The sequence below is a fragment of the Kribbella sp. CA-245084 genome, from assembly GCF_050942355.1.
Lineage (GTDB): Bacteria > Actinomycetota > Actinomycetes > Propionibacteriales > Kribbellaceae > Kribbella.
On the sequence record NZ_CP192053.1, the window covers coordinates 3,861,272 to 3,878,009 of the forward strand.

15 protein-coding genes are annotated in these 16,738 nt (G+C 67.1%); 11 read left to right on the plus strand and 4 right to left on the minus strand.

Annotated features, from left to right (window positions below; all coding sequences use genetic code 11):
• Positions 1-21 precede the first annotated feature (21 nt).
• The 4 genes from ACQPYH_RS18540 to ACQPYH_RS18555 all read left to right on the plus strand — a co-directional run bounded on the left by ACQPYH_RS18540 (position 22) and on the right by ACQPYH_RS18555 (position 5,709).
• Positions 22-1,359 carry a hypothetical protein gene (locus ACQPYH_RS18540; RefSeq protein ID WP_432892880.1) on the plus strand — a complete coding sequence of 446 codons (1,338 nt, stop codon included), beginning with the start codon at positions 22-24 and terminating at the stop codon, positions 1,357-1,359.
• A 67-nt stretch (positions 1,360-1,426) separates the two neighbouring features.
• Positions 1,427-2,785 carry a hypothetical protein gene (locus tag ACQPYH_RS18545; RefSeq protein ID WP_432892882.1) on the plus strand — a complete coding sequence of 453 codons (1,359 nt, stop codon included), beginning with the start codon at positions 1,427-1,429 and terminating at the stop codon, positions 2,783-2,785.
• Positions 2,786-2,871: 86 nt separating this feature from the next.
• Positions 2,872-4,350 (plus strand): amino acid permease, encoded by a 1,479-nt coding sequence (locus tag ACQPYH_RS18550; RefSeq protein ID WP_432892884.1) that lies wholly within the window; start codon positions 2,872-2,874, stop codon positions 4,348-4,350.
• A 54-nt stretch (positions 4,351-4,404) separates the two neighbouring features.
• On the plus strand, positions 4,405-5,709 hold the full coding sequence (locus ACQPYH_RS18555) for a hypothetical protein (protein ID WP_432892886.1): 1,305 nt from the start codon (positions 4,405-4,407) through the stop codon (positions 5,707-5,709).
• On the opposite strand, the gene ACQPYH_RS18560 is transcribed toward ACQPYH_RS18555, so the two are convergent.
• Together ACQPYH_RS18560 and ACQPYH_RS18565 are read right to left on the minus strand one after the other, a co-directional pair.
• A complete protein-coding gene (locus ACQPYH_RS18560; protein ID WP_432892887.1) occupies positions 5,699-6,652 on the minus strand; it encodes an FAD-dependent oxidoreductase in 954 nt (317 codons plus the stop codon). The genes ACQPYH_RS18555 and ACQPYH_RS18560 overlap by 11 nt on opposite strands.
• Positions 6,649-7,806 (minus strand): transcriptional regulator, encoded by a 1,158-nt coding sequence (locus ACQPYH_RS18565; protein WP_432892889.1) that lies wholly within the window; start codon positions 7,804-7,806, stop codon positions 6,649-6,651. The genes ACQPYH_RS18560 and ACQPYH_RS18565 overlap by 4 nt, the downstream gene beginning before the upstream one ends.
• A gap of 466 nt (positions 7,807-8,272) precedes the next feature.
• Between ACQPYH_RS18565 and ACQPYH_RS18570 the strand changes: the two genes are divergently transcribed.
• Together ACQPYH_RS18570 and ACQPYH_RS18575 are read left to right on the plus strand one after the other, a co-directional pair.
• Positions 8,273-8,761, plus strand: coding sequence for a hypothetical protein (locus ACQPYH_RS18570; RefSeq protein WP_432892891.1), 489 nt, complete (start codon positions 8,273-8,275; stop codon positions 8,759-8,761).
• A gap of 21 nt (positions 8,762-8,782) precedes the next feature.
• Positions 8,783-9,205, plus strand: a complete 423-nt coding sequence (locus ACQPYH_RS18575) for a hypothetical protein (protein WP_432892893.1) — start codon at positions 8,783-8,785, stop codon at positions 9,203-9,205.
• Between the two features lie 166 nt (positions 9,206-9,371).
• Here the strand turns inward: ACQPYH_RS18575 and ACQPYH_RS18580 are convergent, their stop codons facing one another.
• Both ACQPYH_RS18580 and ACQPYH_RS18585 read right to left on the minus strand, forming a co-directional pair.
• Positions 9,372-11,486 (minus strand): 3-hydroxyacyl-CoA dehydrogenase NAD-binding domain-containing protein, encoded by a 2,115-nt coding sequence (locus ACQPYH_RS18580; protein ID WP_432892894.1) that lies wholly within the window; start codon positions 11,484-11,486, stop codon positions 9,372-9,374.
• The gene (locus ACQPYH_RS18585) at positions 11,483-12,685 is read right to left on the minus strand and encodes a thiolase family protein (protein ID WP_432892895.1); all 1,203 of its coding nucleotides are present in this window, start codon (positions 12,683-12,685) and stop codon (positions 11,483-11,485) included. The genes ACQPYH_RS18580 and ACQPYH_RS18585 overlap by 4 nt, the downstream gene beginning before the upstream one ends.
• Positions 12,686-12,846: 161 nt before the next feature.
• Between ACQPYH_RS18585 and ACQPYH_RS18590 the strand changes: the two genes are divergently transcribed.
• From ACQPYH_RS18590 to ACQPYH_RS18610, 5 genes are all read left to right on the plus strand, one after another.
• On the plus strand, positions 12,847-13,515 hold the full coding sequence (locus tag ACQPYH_RS18590; protein WP_432892897.1) for a hypothetical protein: 669 nt from the start codon (positions 12,847-12,849) through the stop codon (positions 13,513-13,515).
• Complete coding sequence (locus tag ACQPYH_RS18595; protein ID WP_432892898.1) at positions 13,512-14,174, plus strand: dienelactone hydrolase family protein; 663 nt, start codon at positions 13,512-13,514, stop codon at positions 14,172-14,174. Before ACQPYH_RS18590 ends, ACQPYH_RS18595 begins: the two co-directional genes overlap by 4 nt.
• A gap of 2 nt (positions 14,175-14,176) precedes the next feature.
• Positions 14,177-14,668: a glutathione peroxidase gene (locus ACQPYH_RS18600; RefSeq protein WP_432892900.1), complete on the plus strand. Its 492-nt coding sequence runs from the start codon at positions 14,177-14,179 to the stop codon at positions 14,666-14,668.
• A gap of 212 nt (positions 14,669-14,880) precedes the next feature.
• Positions 14,881-15,471, plus strand: coding sequence for a winged helix-turn-helix domain-containing protein (locus ACQPYH_RS18605; protein ID WP_432892902.1), 591 nt, complete (start codon positions 14,881-14,883; stop codon positions 15,469-15,471).
• Complete coding sequence (locus tag ACQPYH_RS18610; RefSeq protein ID WP_432892903.1) at positions 15,468-16,685, plus strand: MFS transporter; 1,218 nt, start codon at positions 15,468-15,470, stop codon at positions 16,683-16,685. The genes ACQPYH_RS18605 and ACQPYH_RS18610 overlap by 4 nt, the downstream gene beginning before the upstream one ends.
• Positions 16,686-16,738 lie beyond the last annotated feature (53 nt).

Below are 16,738 nucleotides of genomic sequence, written 5' to 3' on the forward strand. Positions count from 1 at the left end.
CAGGACCCAGGATCCAGGACCATGGCTGAGGGAGGGCGGCACAGCCGCCACGGCGGCGCCCGACGGCGGTCGGCCAGCGTCTGGCCGATCCTGCTGTCGCTGGTCCTGGTCGGCGCCGCAGTCGTGGGCGGTCTGGCGCTGCATCGCTCGAGCCAGCGCGCCGACGGCTCGGTGGACAGCGCCGCCAGTACGGCGAACGTCGACCTCGCTGCTCGCACCGCCGCGGTCAACGTCGTACTGAAGCGGCGCGCGCAGGCCGTGCTGGCCGGCAACGAGACCGCGTTCCTCGCCGACGTCGATCCTGCCAACGAACGTCTTGTTGCGAGCCAGCGGACCCTGTTCACGAACCTTCGCCAGTTCGGTTTCGCCAAGCTGACCTACCAGCAGTTGGCCCAGCAGTACGACGACAGCATCGTGCAGAAGGACGGCCCGACGACGTACCTGGTCGCCGTCGCGATGACCTATCAGATCCGCGGCATCGACCTTGTCCCGGTCCGCGCGATGCTCGGTTACACGTTCACCCAGCGTGCGAACGGGTCCTGGATGCTGGTCTCGGACACCGACATCGACAAGCGCCTTCCGCGTGGCTCGCACCAGGAGGCGTGGGACATGGGCCCGGTCCTGGTCAAGCGGGCCGCGCGCGTGCTGGTCGTCGTCGAGAAGGGCCAGGACGCGCTCGCGAACAAGCTGGTCACGATGTCGACCAGCGCAGTACAAGCCGTCACCAACCGCTGGCCCGGCGGCTGGAAGGGCTCCGGTGTCGTCATCGCGCTCGACGACAAGGTCGTTCGTGGCGCGGACTACACCCAGCCGATGAACGCCGAGGACGCGATCGCGATGGCGACGTTTGTCTACCGCACGCTGCCCGGCGAGGTCACCGGCGCGGGGGAGCGGGCCGACTCGTACGTCGTCATCAACCCGTTCAACCGCAACAAGGTCGATGCGCGCACGCTCGCCCACGAGTTCACCCACGTCGCGACCGCGCCGTACGGTCCGTATGCGCCACGCTGGCTGGTCGAGGGCGCCGCGACGTACGTCGAGTTCCTGCCGATGGCCGGGCAGACCAACCTGGCGATCCCGCAGTACCGGCAGGACGTCCGGACGAAGTACCTCGCGAAGGCGAAGAGTCTGCCCGCGGACGCGACGTTCTTCGACCAGGCCGACAGCTCGTACCCGCTGTCCTGGCTCGCGCTCGACTACCTGTTCACGCGGTTCGGCGGGACCGAGGTCGGCACGCTGTACCGCGAACTCGCCGCGATGGGCTCGACCCAGAAGGAACGCGACCGGATCATGCTCGAGCACATCGGGATGACCGAGACGGGACTTTTCACCGCGCTGAAGGCTGCTGCGGCAGCATAAAGCGTGGAAGGTCGGTTAGGGTAACCCGTCTGCGACCATCGGGTACTCGGAGGGGAACCAACCCGAAGTGAGTGCAACGACGCCTGAATCAGGGCCGCCGCCCACCGGCCCCCGCCGCTGGCTGGGGTTGGTGCTGGCCGTGGTCCTGGTGTCGGGCGGCGTCGTTTACACCGTTGAACAGCGTGAGCAGGACGCCCGTGACCGCCTGACGGCCGTTCGGACCGCCACCCCGACCCCGCCGAAGGCGACCAAGCCGTCGCGGGTCGCCGCCCAGATCGCCGCGCGCCGGCTCGCCGTCGACTCGATCCTGCTCCGCCGCGCGCAGGCCGTGCAGACCGGCAATGAGGCGCAGTTCCTGGCCGATGTCGATCCGGCCAACAAGAAGCTGCGCGCCGAGCAGCGGATCCTGTTCGCGAATCTGGTCGAGATCGGTTTCAGCGAGGTCGGGTACAGCCAAGCCGAGGAGCGTTTCAACCCGGCCGTGGTGCGAGCCCACGGCGGTACGACGTACCTCGTGCGGGTGCTGATGCGGTACCAGATCCCGAAGGTCGACTTCACGCCGGTGACGACCGAACTCGGCTACACGTTCATCTCCCGGGCCGGCCGTTGGCTGCTCACCGACGACAACGACCTGGACGCCGACCTCGGGCCGGGCGCGCATCGCGAGGCGTGGGACTTGGGCCGGATCGAGGTGCAGCGCGGGCCGCGCGTACTCGTGGTGGTCGAGAAGGGCGACACGAGACGCGGGCGGGCGATCGTGGCCGCCGCGGACGAGGGCCTGAACGAGGTGACGGCGTACTGGCCGCGGAAGTGGGACGGCTCGGTGTTCGTGATCGCGCTCGACGAGACCGACGTACGCGATGCACGCTTCGCCGACGAGGACATCGAGTCCGCGGCCAGCACCGGTTCGACCTTCTCGTCACTGCCCGGTCAGGACACCGCGGACGGTACGGTCGCCGGCGGCTACATCGTGATCAACCCGAACGAGCGCGACCGCGTCGACGAGATCCTGCTGTCGCACGAGATCACCCACGTCGCCACCGCGGACCTCGGCGGGTACGAGCCGCTCTGGCTGGCCGAAGGCGCCGCGGAGTACGTGTCCTGGAAGGGCATCGAGGCGATCAGCGGACCCGGCGAGGTCGGCAAGTGGGAGCAGGAGGTCATCGACGAGGCGCTGCCGCAACTGTCCTCGCTGCCGAGCGACGCCGGTTTCTACCAGAACTCCGCCGACGTGTACGGCGTGAGCTGGCTCGCGGTCCGCTACCTCGTCCAGCGGATCGGGCTCGACAAGGTCGAGGACCTGTACGAGGACATGGCGACGAACGGTACCGACCAGGCCGCCCGGGACCGGATCCTGATGGAACGGACCGGCCTCACCGAGGCCACTCTGTGGACGTCGTTGGCAACATACACGCCGCAACGCTGAGTGGCGGTTTGACCTCACGCTGTCAGAGGGGCAACCTCGAAGGGTTCCGTCCCTGTCTTTCAGAAGACGCAGTCGAGGAGGCGCAGATGAGTCTTGTGCGGAAGAAGACGATCGAGCAGTCGATAGCCGACACGGACGAGCCGGAGTACCAGCTCAAGAAACGCCTCACCGCGATAGACCTGACCGTCTTCGGTATCGGTGTCATCATCGGTGCCGGTATCTTCACGCTGACCGGGCGTGCCGCCAAGCTGTACGCCGGTCCGGGCATCGCGCTGTCGTTCGTGCTGGCCGCGTTCTGCTGTGCGCTGGCCGCGTTGTGCTACGCCGAGTTCTCGTCGACCGTGCCGGTGTCGGGTTCGGCGTACACGTTCTCGTACTTCTCGCTCGGTGAGATCTTCGCCTGGATCATCGGCTGGGACCTGCTGCTCGAGCTGATGCTCGGGGCAAGCGTCGTGTCGCAGGGCTGGTCGACGTACGCCGCGCTGTTCCTCGATCAGATAGGACTGGGCTGGCCGTCGTCGATCGGGCCGGACAGTCATGTGAACGTGCTGGCGATGCTGCTCGTGCTGGTGCTGACGACGCTGGCGACGATCGGCATCAAGGAGTCGCTGCGGGTCAACCTGGTGCTGGTCGGCATCAAGCTGTTCGTGGTGCTGTTCGTGATCATCGCCGGCCTGTTCTACGTCAAGGGCTCGAACCTGTCGCCGTTCATCCCGCCGAGCGTCCCATCGCCGAACGCGCATGTCGATCTCACCACCCCGTTGATCCAGGCCGTCTTCGGCGCCCCGTCGGCCTTCGGCGTGATGGGTCTGGTGTCCGGCGCGTCACTGGTGTTCTTCGCGTTCATCGGGTTCGACGTGGTCGCGACCACGGCCGAAGAGGCGAAGAACCCACAACGCGACCTGCCGCGCGGCATCATCGGCTCGCTGGCCATCTGCACGGTTCTCTACGTACTGGTGTGCATCGTCATCACCGGCATGGTGAAGTACACCGACATCAACGGTGAAGCGGCGCTGGCCGAGGCGTTCCGGTCGGTCGGCCGGGGCGGTTTCGCGACGCTGATCTCCGCGGGTGCGGTGGCCGGTCTGACCACCGTCGTACTGACGCTGATGATCGGCGCGGCCCGCGTCGTGTTCGCGATGAGCCGCGACCACCTGATGCCGCGTCAGCTCGGCAAGACGCACCCGAAGTGGGGTACGCCGTACCGCCTGACCATCGGGATCGGCATCGTCGTCGCGATCATCGCCGGGGTCACCCCGATCGGCAAGCTGGAAGAGATGGTGAACATCGGCACGCTGGCTGCGTTCACCCTGGTGTCGATCGCCGTACCGCTGCTGCGGAAGAGCCGGCCGGACATCGAGCGGTCGTTCCGCGTGCCGTGGAACCCGGTGATCCCGATCCTGGCAGCACTCATCTGCATCTACCTGATGCTGAACCTGTCGCTGGAGACCTGGATCCGGTTCCTGATCTGGATGGTGATCGGCTTCGCCATCTACGCCCTGTACGGCTACCGGCGCAGCCGGGTCGGCGTGGAGGAGCGCACCGGCGTGGCGCAGAAGGCGTGATCGTCGCCCTCGGATGGTCGGCTAGGATCAGCCGACCATCCGAGGGGATCACCAATGAAGCACCCGAAACGCCTGCTCGCAGGCGTTGCCGCGCTGGCGCTCGCTGCGTCCGGCGCGGTTGTTGTCGTACGGGCCCGGAACGGCGAGGCACCTGCTGGCAGTGCGGTCGCCGCTGTCGCGACGCGGGCGACTTCGCCGGCGCCGGGGGAGCTCGCTCCCGCTGAGGAACTCGCGCGCAAGCAGGCGATCGATGCGGTCCTGGCCCGGCGGTCGGCCGCCGTACTCAAGGGTGATCTGAAGGGGTTCCTGGCCTCGGTCGACCCGAAGCAGGCCGAGTTGGTCGCGCGTGAGCGGCTGCTGTTCGTGAACCTGCGGAAGTTCGGGTTCAGTTCGCTGAAGTACTTCACTGCCGATGCGTTCCGGCCGGTGCCGGGGCTGGTCGCGAAGTTCGGGCCGACGACGTTCTCGACGCGAGTGATGATGCGGTACCAGTTGGTGGGGCTGGATCCGCGGCCGGTGCAGACCGACCTCGGGTACACGTTCGTCCAGCGGGGTTCGGCGTGGGTGCTCGTCGACGACATCGGGACGGACGAGAACCTCAGCCGCGACGGTCATCGCCAGCCGTGGGACTTCGACGAGGTCCAGGTTGTACGGCGTGGGACGGTCGTCGTTGTCGTGGACAAGCGGGAAGCGAGCCTCGGTACGAAGGTCGCGCAGGTCGCCGAGAAGGCGGTGAAGTCGGTCCGCAAGCACTGGGCCCGACCGTGGAACGGCGCCGTACTGGTGGTCGCGATGCCGCAGGACCGCGTCATGTCGACGATCTGGACCGCGGGGACCGGGGACGGCTGGACGATCGCGGCGAAGGCGGTCACGCTCTTCGAAGGCGAGCAGCTGGGCAAGCCGATCGGCGCGCCCATCGGCAGTCGCATCGTGGTCAACCCTGCACTCCGCAAGCGCCTCGACAAGGATCTGCTCGTGCATGAGATGACGCACGTCGCGACGTCGACGCTGGGTATCTATACGCCGATCTGGATGGTCGAGGGTATGGCGGAGTACGTGCGCTGCCGGTCGATCGAGGACGATCCGCACTGGTCGGTCGACCCGTACCGCAAGCGCGTGAAGTCGGCGTACCTCCCGAAGCTCACCGCACTCCCCGACTCAGCCGTCTTCGACGCCAACGCAGACCGCGCCTACGGCTCCAGCTGGTGGATAGTCGAATACCTAGCCAACAAACTAGGCGAGAAAAAACTAGCCACCCTCTACACCGACATGTCCCAACACGGCGAGGCAGTCCTGAAGAAAGACACCGGCCTAACCCCCGCCCAGGTAGTAGCCGGAGCCAAGAAGTTCAAGGGCTAAGCAGCGATGCGACCTCGCGGGCGCATCCCCAGGCGAGGCTGACACCGGCGCCACCGTGGCCGTAGTTGTGGATGACGAGGTTGCCGGTAGGTGACCGCTCGGCCTCCACACGGACCGTAGGCCTAGTCGGTCGCAAACCGATCCGGTGTTCGATGATCGTGGCGTTGGCGAGCCGGGGTTCGAGCGCCGCACACCGGTCGACGATGGCTGCCGCGATCGCGTGATCGGGTTCGCGGCTCCACACCTCAGGTTCGGCGGTTCCACCGAGAATCACGTGATCACGGTGGGGATAGATGGCGAGCAGGTCCGTGGGGTGTTCGGTGTCTGCTTCGAGGAACTCCGTCAGCCCGGGGTTGCTGGCCAGCACGTGGTATCCGCGGATCGGAAACAGGTCCGCGTCTGGGACGAGTTGCCGCGCGCCGATTCCCGAACAGTTCACGATCACGGTTCGTGGCTCGACGACTGCTTGGCCCAGAGAAGCCAGGCGGCGAATCGTCAGTGTTCCGCCGGCGGCCCGCAGCCGGACCATGAGATAGCTGAGGTGGACTGGCATATCGACAAGTGGCGCGCTGTATCGGCTGCCGTGGCTGTACCCGGTCGGAAGCTCGTGCGGTGTACACGGCCGTCTGTCCGCCAACAGATCGGCCCAGTCCGGTGGACCGTAGCCCCTTCGGGACACCTCGATGCCCGACACCACCCGTACGCCGGAGCTTGGGTCGCCGGCGAGTGCATCCAGCACCTTCAAGCCGTAGGCAGCCCACGCAAGAACCCGCCCGCGCGGTTCGACCAGCCACGGTCCCCACAACGCACCGGCGACCGCCGACGTGGTCGCCTCCGGTGCCTCTGCAGCCACCACATCCACGCGATGCCCTGCTTCAGCAAGCTGAACGGCGGTCGTCAGCCCAATCACTCCGGCGCCGACGACAACAACGCGGTCATTCATCGCTGCGTCCTGGAAAGACATGATTCGAGCACCGGCAGAAAGTCGCTGACGTACTCGTTGCGCTTGGCTCTTCGCAGACGCGCAGCAAGCCTGGCGAGCACCTCGAGACTTCGAGCGGACCGGACTGTCGCGGTCCGAGCTACTGCTGTGCGTCCAAGGACGCACGCTTCCTCCAAGTTTCCCCGGCCTGCAGCCGCAGTCGCCAGCCAGGCACCTTCGAAGAGCGCGCGGCGCTGCGCCTGGTCGGTGAAAGGCCGGTCGTGCGCCCCTTTGCGCAGGAGCGTCTCGCCTTCCCGCAGCATCGTGCGTCCTGCCGCTGGACCGACGGTCTCCGAGGCGAGCATGCCCGCGTGCGTCAGGGCATAGCCTGCCTGGGTATCGAGGTGGCTCGGTGTCAGGTAGTACATCCAGGCCGGATCCTCCGCACGATCGCCGTCGGCGAGTACCTCGAGCCCGGTCTTGTACGCCCGGTCGAACACTGACATGTCACCGGCGACGGCATAACCATAGGCCAGGCGCGTCTGAATCGACGCCCGAACTCCGGCGGGAGCATGCTGCGCGATCATTGCTGCAGATTCGCCGAGAGCCACCGCATCCGCGGACTGCTCCCGGCTCGCCGCCTGGAATGCGAGATCGGCCACGATATGCGCGGCCATAGCTCTGTATCCGCACTCGTTCGCGACCCGGAGAGCGGTGAACAAATACCGCTGCGCCTGTCCGTGCTGGCCCGCATCGAAGGCCATCCAACCTGCCAGCTGACCGATCTCCGCCAGTGCCGAGAGCAGACGAGTCTCGATCGAACGGGGTTGTCCACCTTGCCGGACAAGCAAAGCAACCGAGCGGAACTGGGCGCCGACGTACTCGAGATGACTGCCGCCGCCGCTGGCATCGTCCAGCCGTTGAAGCAAGGGAATTGCCTGCTCGATCTGTTCGATCAGCGGGCTGTCTGCCGCCGCTCCGGCGAATTCGCGAGGTGACTTCGCCACGGCGAGATGGTTGGGGATGGACGTCAGACTGGCTCCGGAGATCGCGAGGAACCGTCGCCTGTCCAACAACCCGTTCACCACCCAGTCGTCGAGAACCCCAAGTGTGCCAGCCCGGGTCCATGACTGCCGCATGCCTGTGTCCGCAGGCATGACGAGAGGCGAGTCCATCGCGCGTCCTTGCCACAGTTCGCCGACCGTCACCAACCGCCCGAGTTGGGACGACAACAGATGAGCGACCAGCGCCGGAAGCGGCGGCCGAGGTACTCGGTCCGCATCTCGCCAGTGGTACGGCGCAGTGTCCGCGACAGTACCCGCGCCGAAGTCGCGGTTGAGGCGGCGCGCCAGCGTACGAGGAGACCAACTCAGCTCTCGCAGTAGGCCGTCCAGGATCTCATTCGCCAATGCGCACCGCTCCTCAGCGTAGTGAACGCCTCACGATTCTCGCAGAAGTTGACGCTCTTGACGCGAGTAGTACCTCCCCGTAACCGGTGTCCCTGACTGAGTCTGGGTGTCGGCGGAGCGGACGTGCTGAGAGAGGACGAACCCCTGTTCTCGTCAAGCCCCTGCACTCCGCGTCCGTTCCGCCCTCCACCAAATGGCGGCAAACGCTCGTACCCGATCGGAGGACACGTCGATGCTCGCCGTACCGCAACTCAAGGAACATCTCGCAACGCGGCTGCCCCTGTCCGGCAGGCCTCCGCACGCCCTGCTGCTCGTGGTGCTGCTCGGACTGACTGCCAAGGCGTGCGCCGCAGACAATCCGTCGGCCGGCTCGGGCTCCCACAGTGTCCACTCTTGCTCGCCGAACTACACCGACCAGAACAAGCTCGGACGGTTGTCGATCCAGCAGAAGGGGCCGGGCACATCGATTCAATGGGGCACGTATCCGAAGCTTGCTGCAGACCGCTACATCGTCAGCGTCTATGTCGGTTCCAAAAAGGTCGACGGCAAGAAGCAGAGCTATCCACCGCACGGGTCGCTGCCGGCGAGGACCTGGAGCAACTCGAAGAATCGATACGTGGCGATGTACAAGACTGGTCAGATCATCAAGATCACGGGCACGTCGTACAACGCCAAGGGGGCGGTCGTGCAGGAGTTCTACATCAAGTGCAGACTAGTCTGATCTACGACCTGGGAGCTTGTGATGGATACGTCGACCGACAGCGGTACGGGAGCGGCGCAGACGTTCGTCGTCGATCGGCTGAACGCCGACTTCGCGGGCAGCGGGCTCTCGAACATCGCGATCCGGGTCGATCCCAGCTGGACCGGGTCGCCCGGCGACGATCTCATTCTGGTCGCTGGTGGACATGAGTTTCCTGTTGAGCTCAACGGGGGCGGGGTCGAGCAGGCATGCGCGTTCGCAGCCTTCCAGCTGCAATCCGACGCGATGGGGGAGCGGAACAGCCCCTGGCCAGAACTCATGACCGCGACAGGTGAGACGATGGGTGTCCTCGTCGCACCGACCGAGGCCTTTGGCGTCGCGATCTGGGAACTGTCGGGCAAACCGTTCTGCGCTGTCGGCCACCTGCACAGGGCAGTCGAGGCGGCTGGGCTGCGGATCAAGTAGATCTTGTCACTCGCGCCTTTCCGCCGAGCCTTCGCCCTCTCTCTATCTTTCTTTTCTTTGTTTTCTTCTCTTCGTTCTTGTTGTTCTTTTGTCCTGTTTCTTTTGTCTTCTTTTGAGGTGCTGGGGGTCGGAGCGGGCTTCCGGGGCTGCACCGACCCCCAGCGGGCTACTGGGTGAGGCTGGCGGTGCCTTGGGGGAGGAAGCGGGTGGTGTTGACCTTTTCGGAGATGCCGGTGCGGTCGAGGTACGGGGTGATGCCGCCCAGGTGGAAGGGCCAGCCGGCGCCTAGGAGGAGGCAGAGGTCGATGTCCTGGGCTTCGGCGACCACGCCCTCGTCGAGCATGATCTTGATTTCTTCGGCCAGGGCGGTCAGTACCCGGTTGCGGAGTTCGTCGGGGGTGGAGGGCTTGTCGCCGACCGTTACCAGCGCCTCGACCTCCGGGTCCACAACAGGCTTGCCCTCCGGCCACAGGTAGAACGAACTCTTGCCTGCGGCAACAACCTTCGCCAGGTTCTCCGATACCGCGAACCGGTCCGGATACGCCCGGTTCATCGTCTCCGCGACGTGCAGCGCGACCGGCAGCCCGACCAGCTGCAGCAGTACGAACGGCGGCATCGGCAGGCCCAGGGCGGAGAGCGCGCGATCGGCCTCGGGGATCGGTGTACCTTCGTCCACCGCCGCGCTCACCTCGCCGAGGAACCGCGTCAGCAGCCGGTTCACCACGAACGCCGGCGCGTCCTTCACCAGCACGCACGACTTCTTCAGCGTCTTGCCAACTGCGAACGCGGTAGCCAGCGAAGCGTCGTCGGTCCGGTCGGCACGGATGATCTCCAGCAGCGGCAGTACCGCGACCGGGTTGAAGAAGTGGAACCCGACGACCCGCTCCGGGTGCTCGAGGTCGGCGGCCATCTCGGTCACCGACAACGACGAGGTGTTCGTCGCGAGGATCGCGTCCGGCCGGATGATCTTCTCCAGGTCGGCGAAGATCGTCTTCTTCAGCTGCAGCTCCTCGAACACGGCCTCGATCACGAAGTCCGCGTCCGCGAATGCGCCCTTGTCGACCGACCCGGTGACGAGCGCCTTCAGCTGGTTCGCCTTGTCGGAGCGCACCCGCCCTTTCGCGAGCAGCTTGTCGATCTCACCGTGCACATAGCCGACGCCGCGATCCACGCGCTCCTGATCGAGATCCGTCAGTACGACGGGAACCTCAAGCCGCCGCGCGAACAGCAGCGCCAGCTGACCCGCCATCAGACCCGCGCCGACGACACCGACCTTCGTCACCGGCCGCGCCAGCGACTTGTCCGGCGCACCAGCAGGCCGCTTGGCCCGCTTGTTCACCAGATCGAACGCGTAGAGCCCGCTCCGCAGCTCCTCGCTCATGATCAGGTCCGCGAGTGCCTCGTCTTCCGCGGCGAACCCACGATCCCGATCGTTGTCACGAGCCGCCGCGATCAGCTCCAGCGCCCGGTACGGCGCGGGCGCCGCGCCGCTGACCTTCAGGTCGGCAAAAGCCTTGCCCCGGGCAACGGCTGCGTCCCACGCCTCGCCCCGGTCGACCGAAGGCCGCTCGACCACGACGGCGCCCGTGAGCACCTTCGAAGCCCACAGCAGGGACTGCTCGAGGAAGTCGGCCGACTCCAGCAGTACGTCGCCGATGCCGAACTTCACCGCCTCCGGCCCGCTGAGCATCTTGTTCTGGTTGAGGGCGTTCTCGACGACGACCTTGACCGCCTTGTCCGCGCCGATCAGGTTCGGCAGCAGGAAGTTGCCGCCCCAGCCCGGGATCAGCCCGAGGAAGACCTCCGGCGTCGCGAGCATTCCGGCTGCCACCGAGACAGTGCGGTACGAAGCGTGCAGCGCAACCTCGAGCCCGCCGCCGAGCGCAACCCCGTTCACGAAGGCGAACGACGGCTTGCCGCCGTCGACCAGCTTCCGCATCACGCCGTGCCCGATCTTGCCGAGCGCCAGCGCCTGCTCCCGATCGGCCAGCTTCGGTACGCCGCTCAGGTCGGCACCCGCGGCCAGGATGAACGGCTTTCCGGTGACACCGATCGCGACGATCTCGTCGCGAGCCAGCGCGGCATCCAGAGCGGCGTTCAGCGACCCCAGGCCCTTCGGACCGAAGGTGTTCGGCTTGGTGTGGTCATGCCCGTTGTCCAGCGTGATGAGCGCCATCGTGCCGGCCTTGCCCGGCAGCACGACATCCCGGGAGTGCGCGAGCGTGACAACTTCGTCGGTGGACAAAGCAGACGCCGAGTCAATCAGTTCCTGCAGGCTCATGCGGCCGCGTTCCCTTCCCAGTTGGGGTTCTCCCAGATGACGGTTCCGCCCATGCCGAGGCCGACGCACATGGTGGTGAGGCCGTAGCGGACCTCGGGGCGCTGCTCGAACTGCGTGGCCAGCTGGTTCATCAGCCGGACCCCGGACGACGCCAGCGGGTGGCCGTAGGCGATCGCACCGCCGTACGGGTTGACCCGCGGATCGTCGTCCGCGATGCCGTAGTGCTCCAGGAACGCGATCACCTGGACGGCGAACGCCTCGTTCACCTCGAAGGCCTCGATGTCGTCGATCGTCAGCCCGGCCAGCCGCAGCGCCTTCTCGGTCGCCGGGATCGGCCCGACACCCATCACCTCGGGCTCGACACCGGCGAAGGCGTACGAAACCAGCTTCATCTTCGGCTTCAGGCCCAGCTCCTCAGCGGCTGAAGCAGACGTCAGCACACAAGCGGTCGCGCCGTCGTTGATACCGGCCGAGTTGCCCGCAGTGACCCGGCCGTGGGGACGGAAGGGCGTCTTCAACGCAGCCAGGTCCTCGACCGTCGTACCCGGACGCATCGGCTCGTCGGTGCTCGCCAGACCCCAACCCTGCTCGGCCGACCGGGTCGCGATCGGCACCAGGTCCGGCTGGATCAGGTCGTTGGCGTAGGCCTTCGCGGCCTTCTCCTGGGACGCCGCGGCGTACGCGTCGGCGCGCTCCTTGGTGATGCCCGGGAACCGGTCGTGCAGGTTCTCCGCGGTCGAACCCATCACCAGGGCAGAGGTGTCGACGAGCTTCTCGGAGATGATCCGCGGGTTCGGGTCGACGCCCTCGCCCATCGGGTGCCGGCCCATGTGCTCGACCCCGCCCGCGATCACCACGTCGTACGCGCCGAATGCGACACCGGCCGCGGTGGTGGTGACGGCGGTCATCGCGCCCGCGCACATCCGGTCGATGGCGTAGCCGGGCGTGGTGTTCGGCAGACCGGCCAGCAGGGCCGCGGTCCGGCCGATGGTCAGGCCCTGGTCGCCGATCTGGGTGGTGGCCGCGATCGCGACCTCGTCCACGCGTTCCGGGGGGAGACCCGGGTTCCGCCGCAGCAGCTCCCGGATGCACTTGATCACCAGGTCGTCGGCGCGGGTTTCGGCGTACTGGCCCTTGGCCTTGCCGAACGGGGTGCGAACGCCGTCGACGAACACGACATCGCGGATCTCACGGGGCACGAGGGCCCTCCTCTGGGGGTCGGGAAAGCTACCCCGATGCTACCCATGAGTAACAGAACTGCCAAACACCCTGTGGCTGTGGAGCTGCTCACAGCAACCCGTGGCGAACCGTGTGGAATCGGCGCATGCTGGGGGAAGTAGCGATGGTGGGGAGCCGTTCAATGAACAACCTTGATCTCGCCGTACCGGTCCTGAGCCGGGGCAAGCACCGCAATCCACGCAAGGGCGCCTGCTTCATGGAGTTCGCCTCCTACTTGGCCGGCGAACCGTGGTCCGACCATCCCGCCTGCACGCACCCGCTGCTGGCCGGGGTCGCGCGGGACGTCAACGACTGTACGACGGACTCCGGGCGGTCCCGCCTGGCGCCGATGATCCCGTCGGTGATCGGGATGACCCCGGACGACCCGCATGTCGTAGCGCGGGTCACGGCGCGCTGCATCCAGCACGCGCTGCCGGTCGTCTCGCAGGAGCGGCAGTACATCCTGGCCGTCGCGTTGCTGGTGGGGGAGAAGCAGCTGGCCGAGCTCGACGGGCGTCCGCTCGACGACCTCGAGCCGGACTCGCTCGCCGTACTGCAGGCGGTCCCGTCGGCGACCAAGTGGGCGCGGGCGTTCACCGCACGCTCCCGCCGCGGTGCGCCGGACTTCGCTCGCCGGACTGCGCCACGCGCGGTGTCCTGTGCGGTCGAGGGCATCTCGCAGGCGTGCGTGACGGACCCGGATGACCGGCTGTACCGGCTGCTCGTCGACGCGATCGCCGAGACGAAGTCGTGGATGCCCGCACCTGCGCCGAAGCCGATACCCACCGAGGTCGTACGCTTCACTGTGTGACCTTGGAGCTCGACGACGGATTACCAGTCCACGAGTGGGGATCGGCCGACGCCGACGCGCCGGGAATCCTGCTCCTGCAGGAGATCTTCGGGGTCTCCGACTACATCAAGCAGCGTGCGGCGGATCTGCACGCCCTGGGGTACTACGTCATCGCGCCGGAGATCTACTGGCGCCTTGACGACACCGAGCTGGACGAGTCGTCGCCCGATCTGCTGCCGCGCGCGATGGGCATCGTCGGGCGCCTCGACTGGGATCTCGCGGTCAACGACGCCCTGGTAGCGCTGAAGTACCTGCAGGCGCGCGGCAAGGACGCCGGCGTGGTCGGGTTCTGCTTCGGCGGCGGACTGGCCTTCAATGTCGCCGCGCGGTCGCGCCCGGATGTGCTCGTGAGCTACTACGGCTCCGCGCTCAAGAACCTTCTGGAGCTGACCCCGCAGGTCACCGCGCCGAGCCTGCACCACTTCGGCAACACCGACGCGTATCTGGACGTCGACACGATCGTCCCGGCGCTCGGTGATGCCGAGGTCCACCGGTACGACGGCGCCGGGCACGCGTTCGACAACCCGCTGCCGATGTTCCACAACGCCGACGCGTCCGCGCTCGCGTGGCGCCGTACCGAAGACTTTCTTGCCCGTCACCTCCCAACCTCCCAAGGATGAGCATGAGCCTGTACGACATTCCGCTGACCACTCTGACCGGCGCCTCGACGTCGCTCGGTGACTACAAGGGCAAGGCCGTCCTGGTCGTCAACGTGGCGTCGAAGTGCGGTCTGACGCCGCAGTACGAAGGCCTGGAGAACCTGCAGAAGAAGTACGAGTCCCGTGGGTTCACGGTGCTCGGCGCTCCCTGCAACCAGTTCGGCGGCCAGGAGCCGGGGTCGGCCGAGGAGATCGACACCTTCTGCTCGACGACGTACGGCGTCACGTTCCCGATGCTCGACAAGCTCGAGGTGAACGGCGACGGCCGGCACCCGCTGTACGCCGAGCTGACCCTGACGCCGGACGCCGAGGGCGAGGCCGGCGACATCCAGTGGAACTTCGAGAAGTTCCTGGTCAGCCCCGAGGGCACCGTCGCGGCCCGCTTCCGCCCCCGCACCGAGCCCGAGTCCGACGAGGTCGTCACCGCAATCGAAACCCAACTCCCGAAGAACTGACGCGACCGGCCCCCACCGCACGAGAACGCGGCGAGGACCCCGCCCCACCCCAAGCGAAGCCGGGGACACCACCCCCACCCTGAGCCAAGCTGGGGACACCACCCCCACCCCGAGCGAAGCCGGGGCATTTCCCCCACCCCGAGCGAAGCGAGGGGTGGGGTTTTTCTTTCCAATGCATTGCAACGACTCTTTCGAAAGGGTACTTTCGATGCATGCCCGACCCGCATCGTCGCCTGAGCGACCCCCGTGAGCTCAACGCGCTCGCCCATCCCGTGCGGATGGCGATCATCGAACTGCTGTCGGTCAGCGGTCCGCTGACTGCGACCGAGCTGGCCGACCGGCTCGACGAGACGCCGGCCAACTGCTCCTGGCATCTGCGCAAGCTGGCCCAGCATGGGTTCGTCGAGGAGGCCGCGGGCGGGAAGGGCCGGCAGCGCCCGTGGCAGGTGCCGGGGCTTGGGTTCCGCTGGGACGACGAGCACGCGTCGGCGTCGGTCGAAGAGCGGCGGGCCGCGCAAGCCTTGTCCGAGGTGACGATGGGCCGGGCGATGGATCGGCTGCGGGAGTCCGAGCAGCGCATGCCCGACGAGCCCGAGGAGTGGCGTACGGCGCAGTCGGGCACCGAGATGGTCGCCTGGCTGACCTCGGACGAGCTCAAGGAGATGAACGACGCGATCAGCGCGGTGCTCGATCGCCACGTCGAGCGGCTGACCGATCCCACCCAGCGGCCGGCGGGCTCGCGACTCTGCGAGTTCGTGGCGTGGGGCGTCCCGACGTACTTCCCGGGAGTTGAGCCGGCATGAGGAAGCTGTTCGCCCAGCCCGGGTTCCCGCGTCTGTTCGGCGGTCTGAGTACGTCGATGCTCGGCGACTCGGTGATGCTGCTGGTGCTGAGCATGTGGGTGAAGACGCTCACCGGCTCCAATGCGATGGCCGGCCTGACGTTCTTCTTCATGGTGTTGCCGGCGCTCGGCGCCCCGCTGCTCGGCGTGTGGGTGGATCGCCTGCCCCGCAAGGCGATCCTCGTCTGGGGCAACTTCGCCAGCGCGGCCGCCGTACTCCCGCTCGTCCTCGTGCGGACCGCCGACGACGTCTGGCTGATCTGGGTCGTCGCCTTCCTGTACGGCGTCTCGTTCGTCGTCCTGCCGGCGGCGCTGAACGGCCTGCTCAAGGAACTGCTTCCGGACGAGCTGCTCGTTGACGCGAACTCCAGCCTGGCCACGATCAAGGAAGGCTTCCGGCTCTTCGGCCCGCTGGTCGGGGCGGCGATCTTCGCGACGGTGGGCGGCTGGCTGGTCGCGGTCGTCGACGCGGCCACCTTCGTGGTCGCCGGCCTCCTGATCGCGACGCTCACAGTCACCGAGACACCTGCCCCGACCCAGCACGCCTTCCGCGAGGAGGTGATGGGCGGGATCCGCTTCCTGATCGGCGACCGCGTACTCCGCCACGTCCTGGCCGGGCTCGGGATCTCGATCCTCGTCATCGGCTTCTTCGAATCGTCGATCTACGCGCTGCTCGATGCCTTCGGCAAGCAGGCGACGTTCGCCGGCGCCTTCGTGACGGCCCAGGGCGTCGGCGCGATCATCGGCGGACTCACGGCGAGCCGCGCCGTCCGCCGCCTCGGCGAGATCTCGACCTGCGTGCTCGGCCTGATCGTGCTGGCGACCGCGACGATCGTCTGCGCCGCGGCCCCGAACATCGTGGTGGTGCTGGTAGGAGCGGCCATCTGTGGGCTCGGGCTGCCGTGGACGTTCGTGGCGTTCACGACGCTGATGCAGCGCCGCTCACCAGGCCATTTGATCGGTCGGGTCTCGACGGCGGTCGAGGTGCTGCTGTCGACGCCGCAAGCGATCTCGCTCGCACTCGGCAGCCTGCTGGTCAGTCTGCTCAGCTACCGCCAGATCTTCGTGATCATCGCGGCCGTGATCCTGCTCGGAGCGCTCCAGGTCGTCCTCACCCTCCGCGCCGAGATCACCGGCCGTGGGCAGGTCGACAGGACGTATACGCCCACTAGCTAGTCACGCAGGCGGGGCCGAGCGCGGGATTGTCGGCAGTGGACGTATACGTCCTG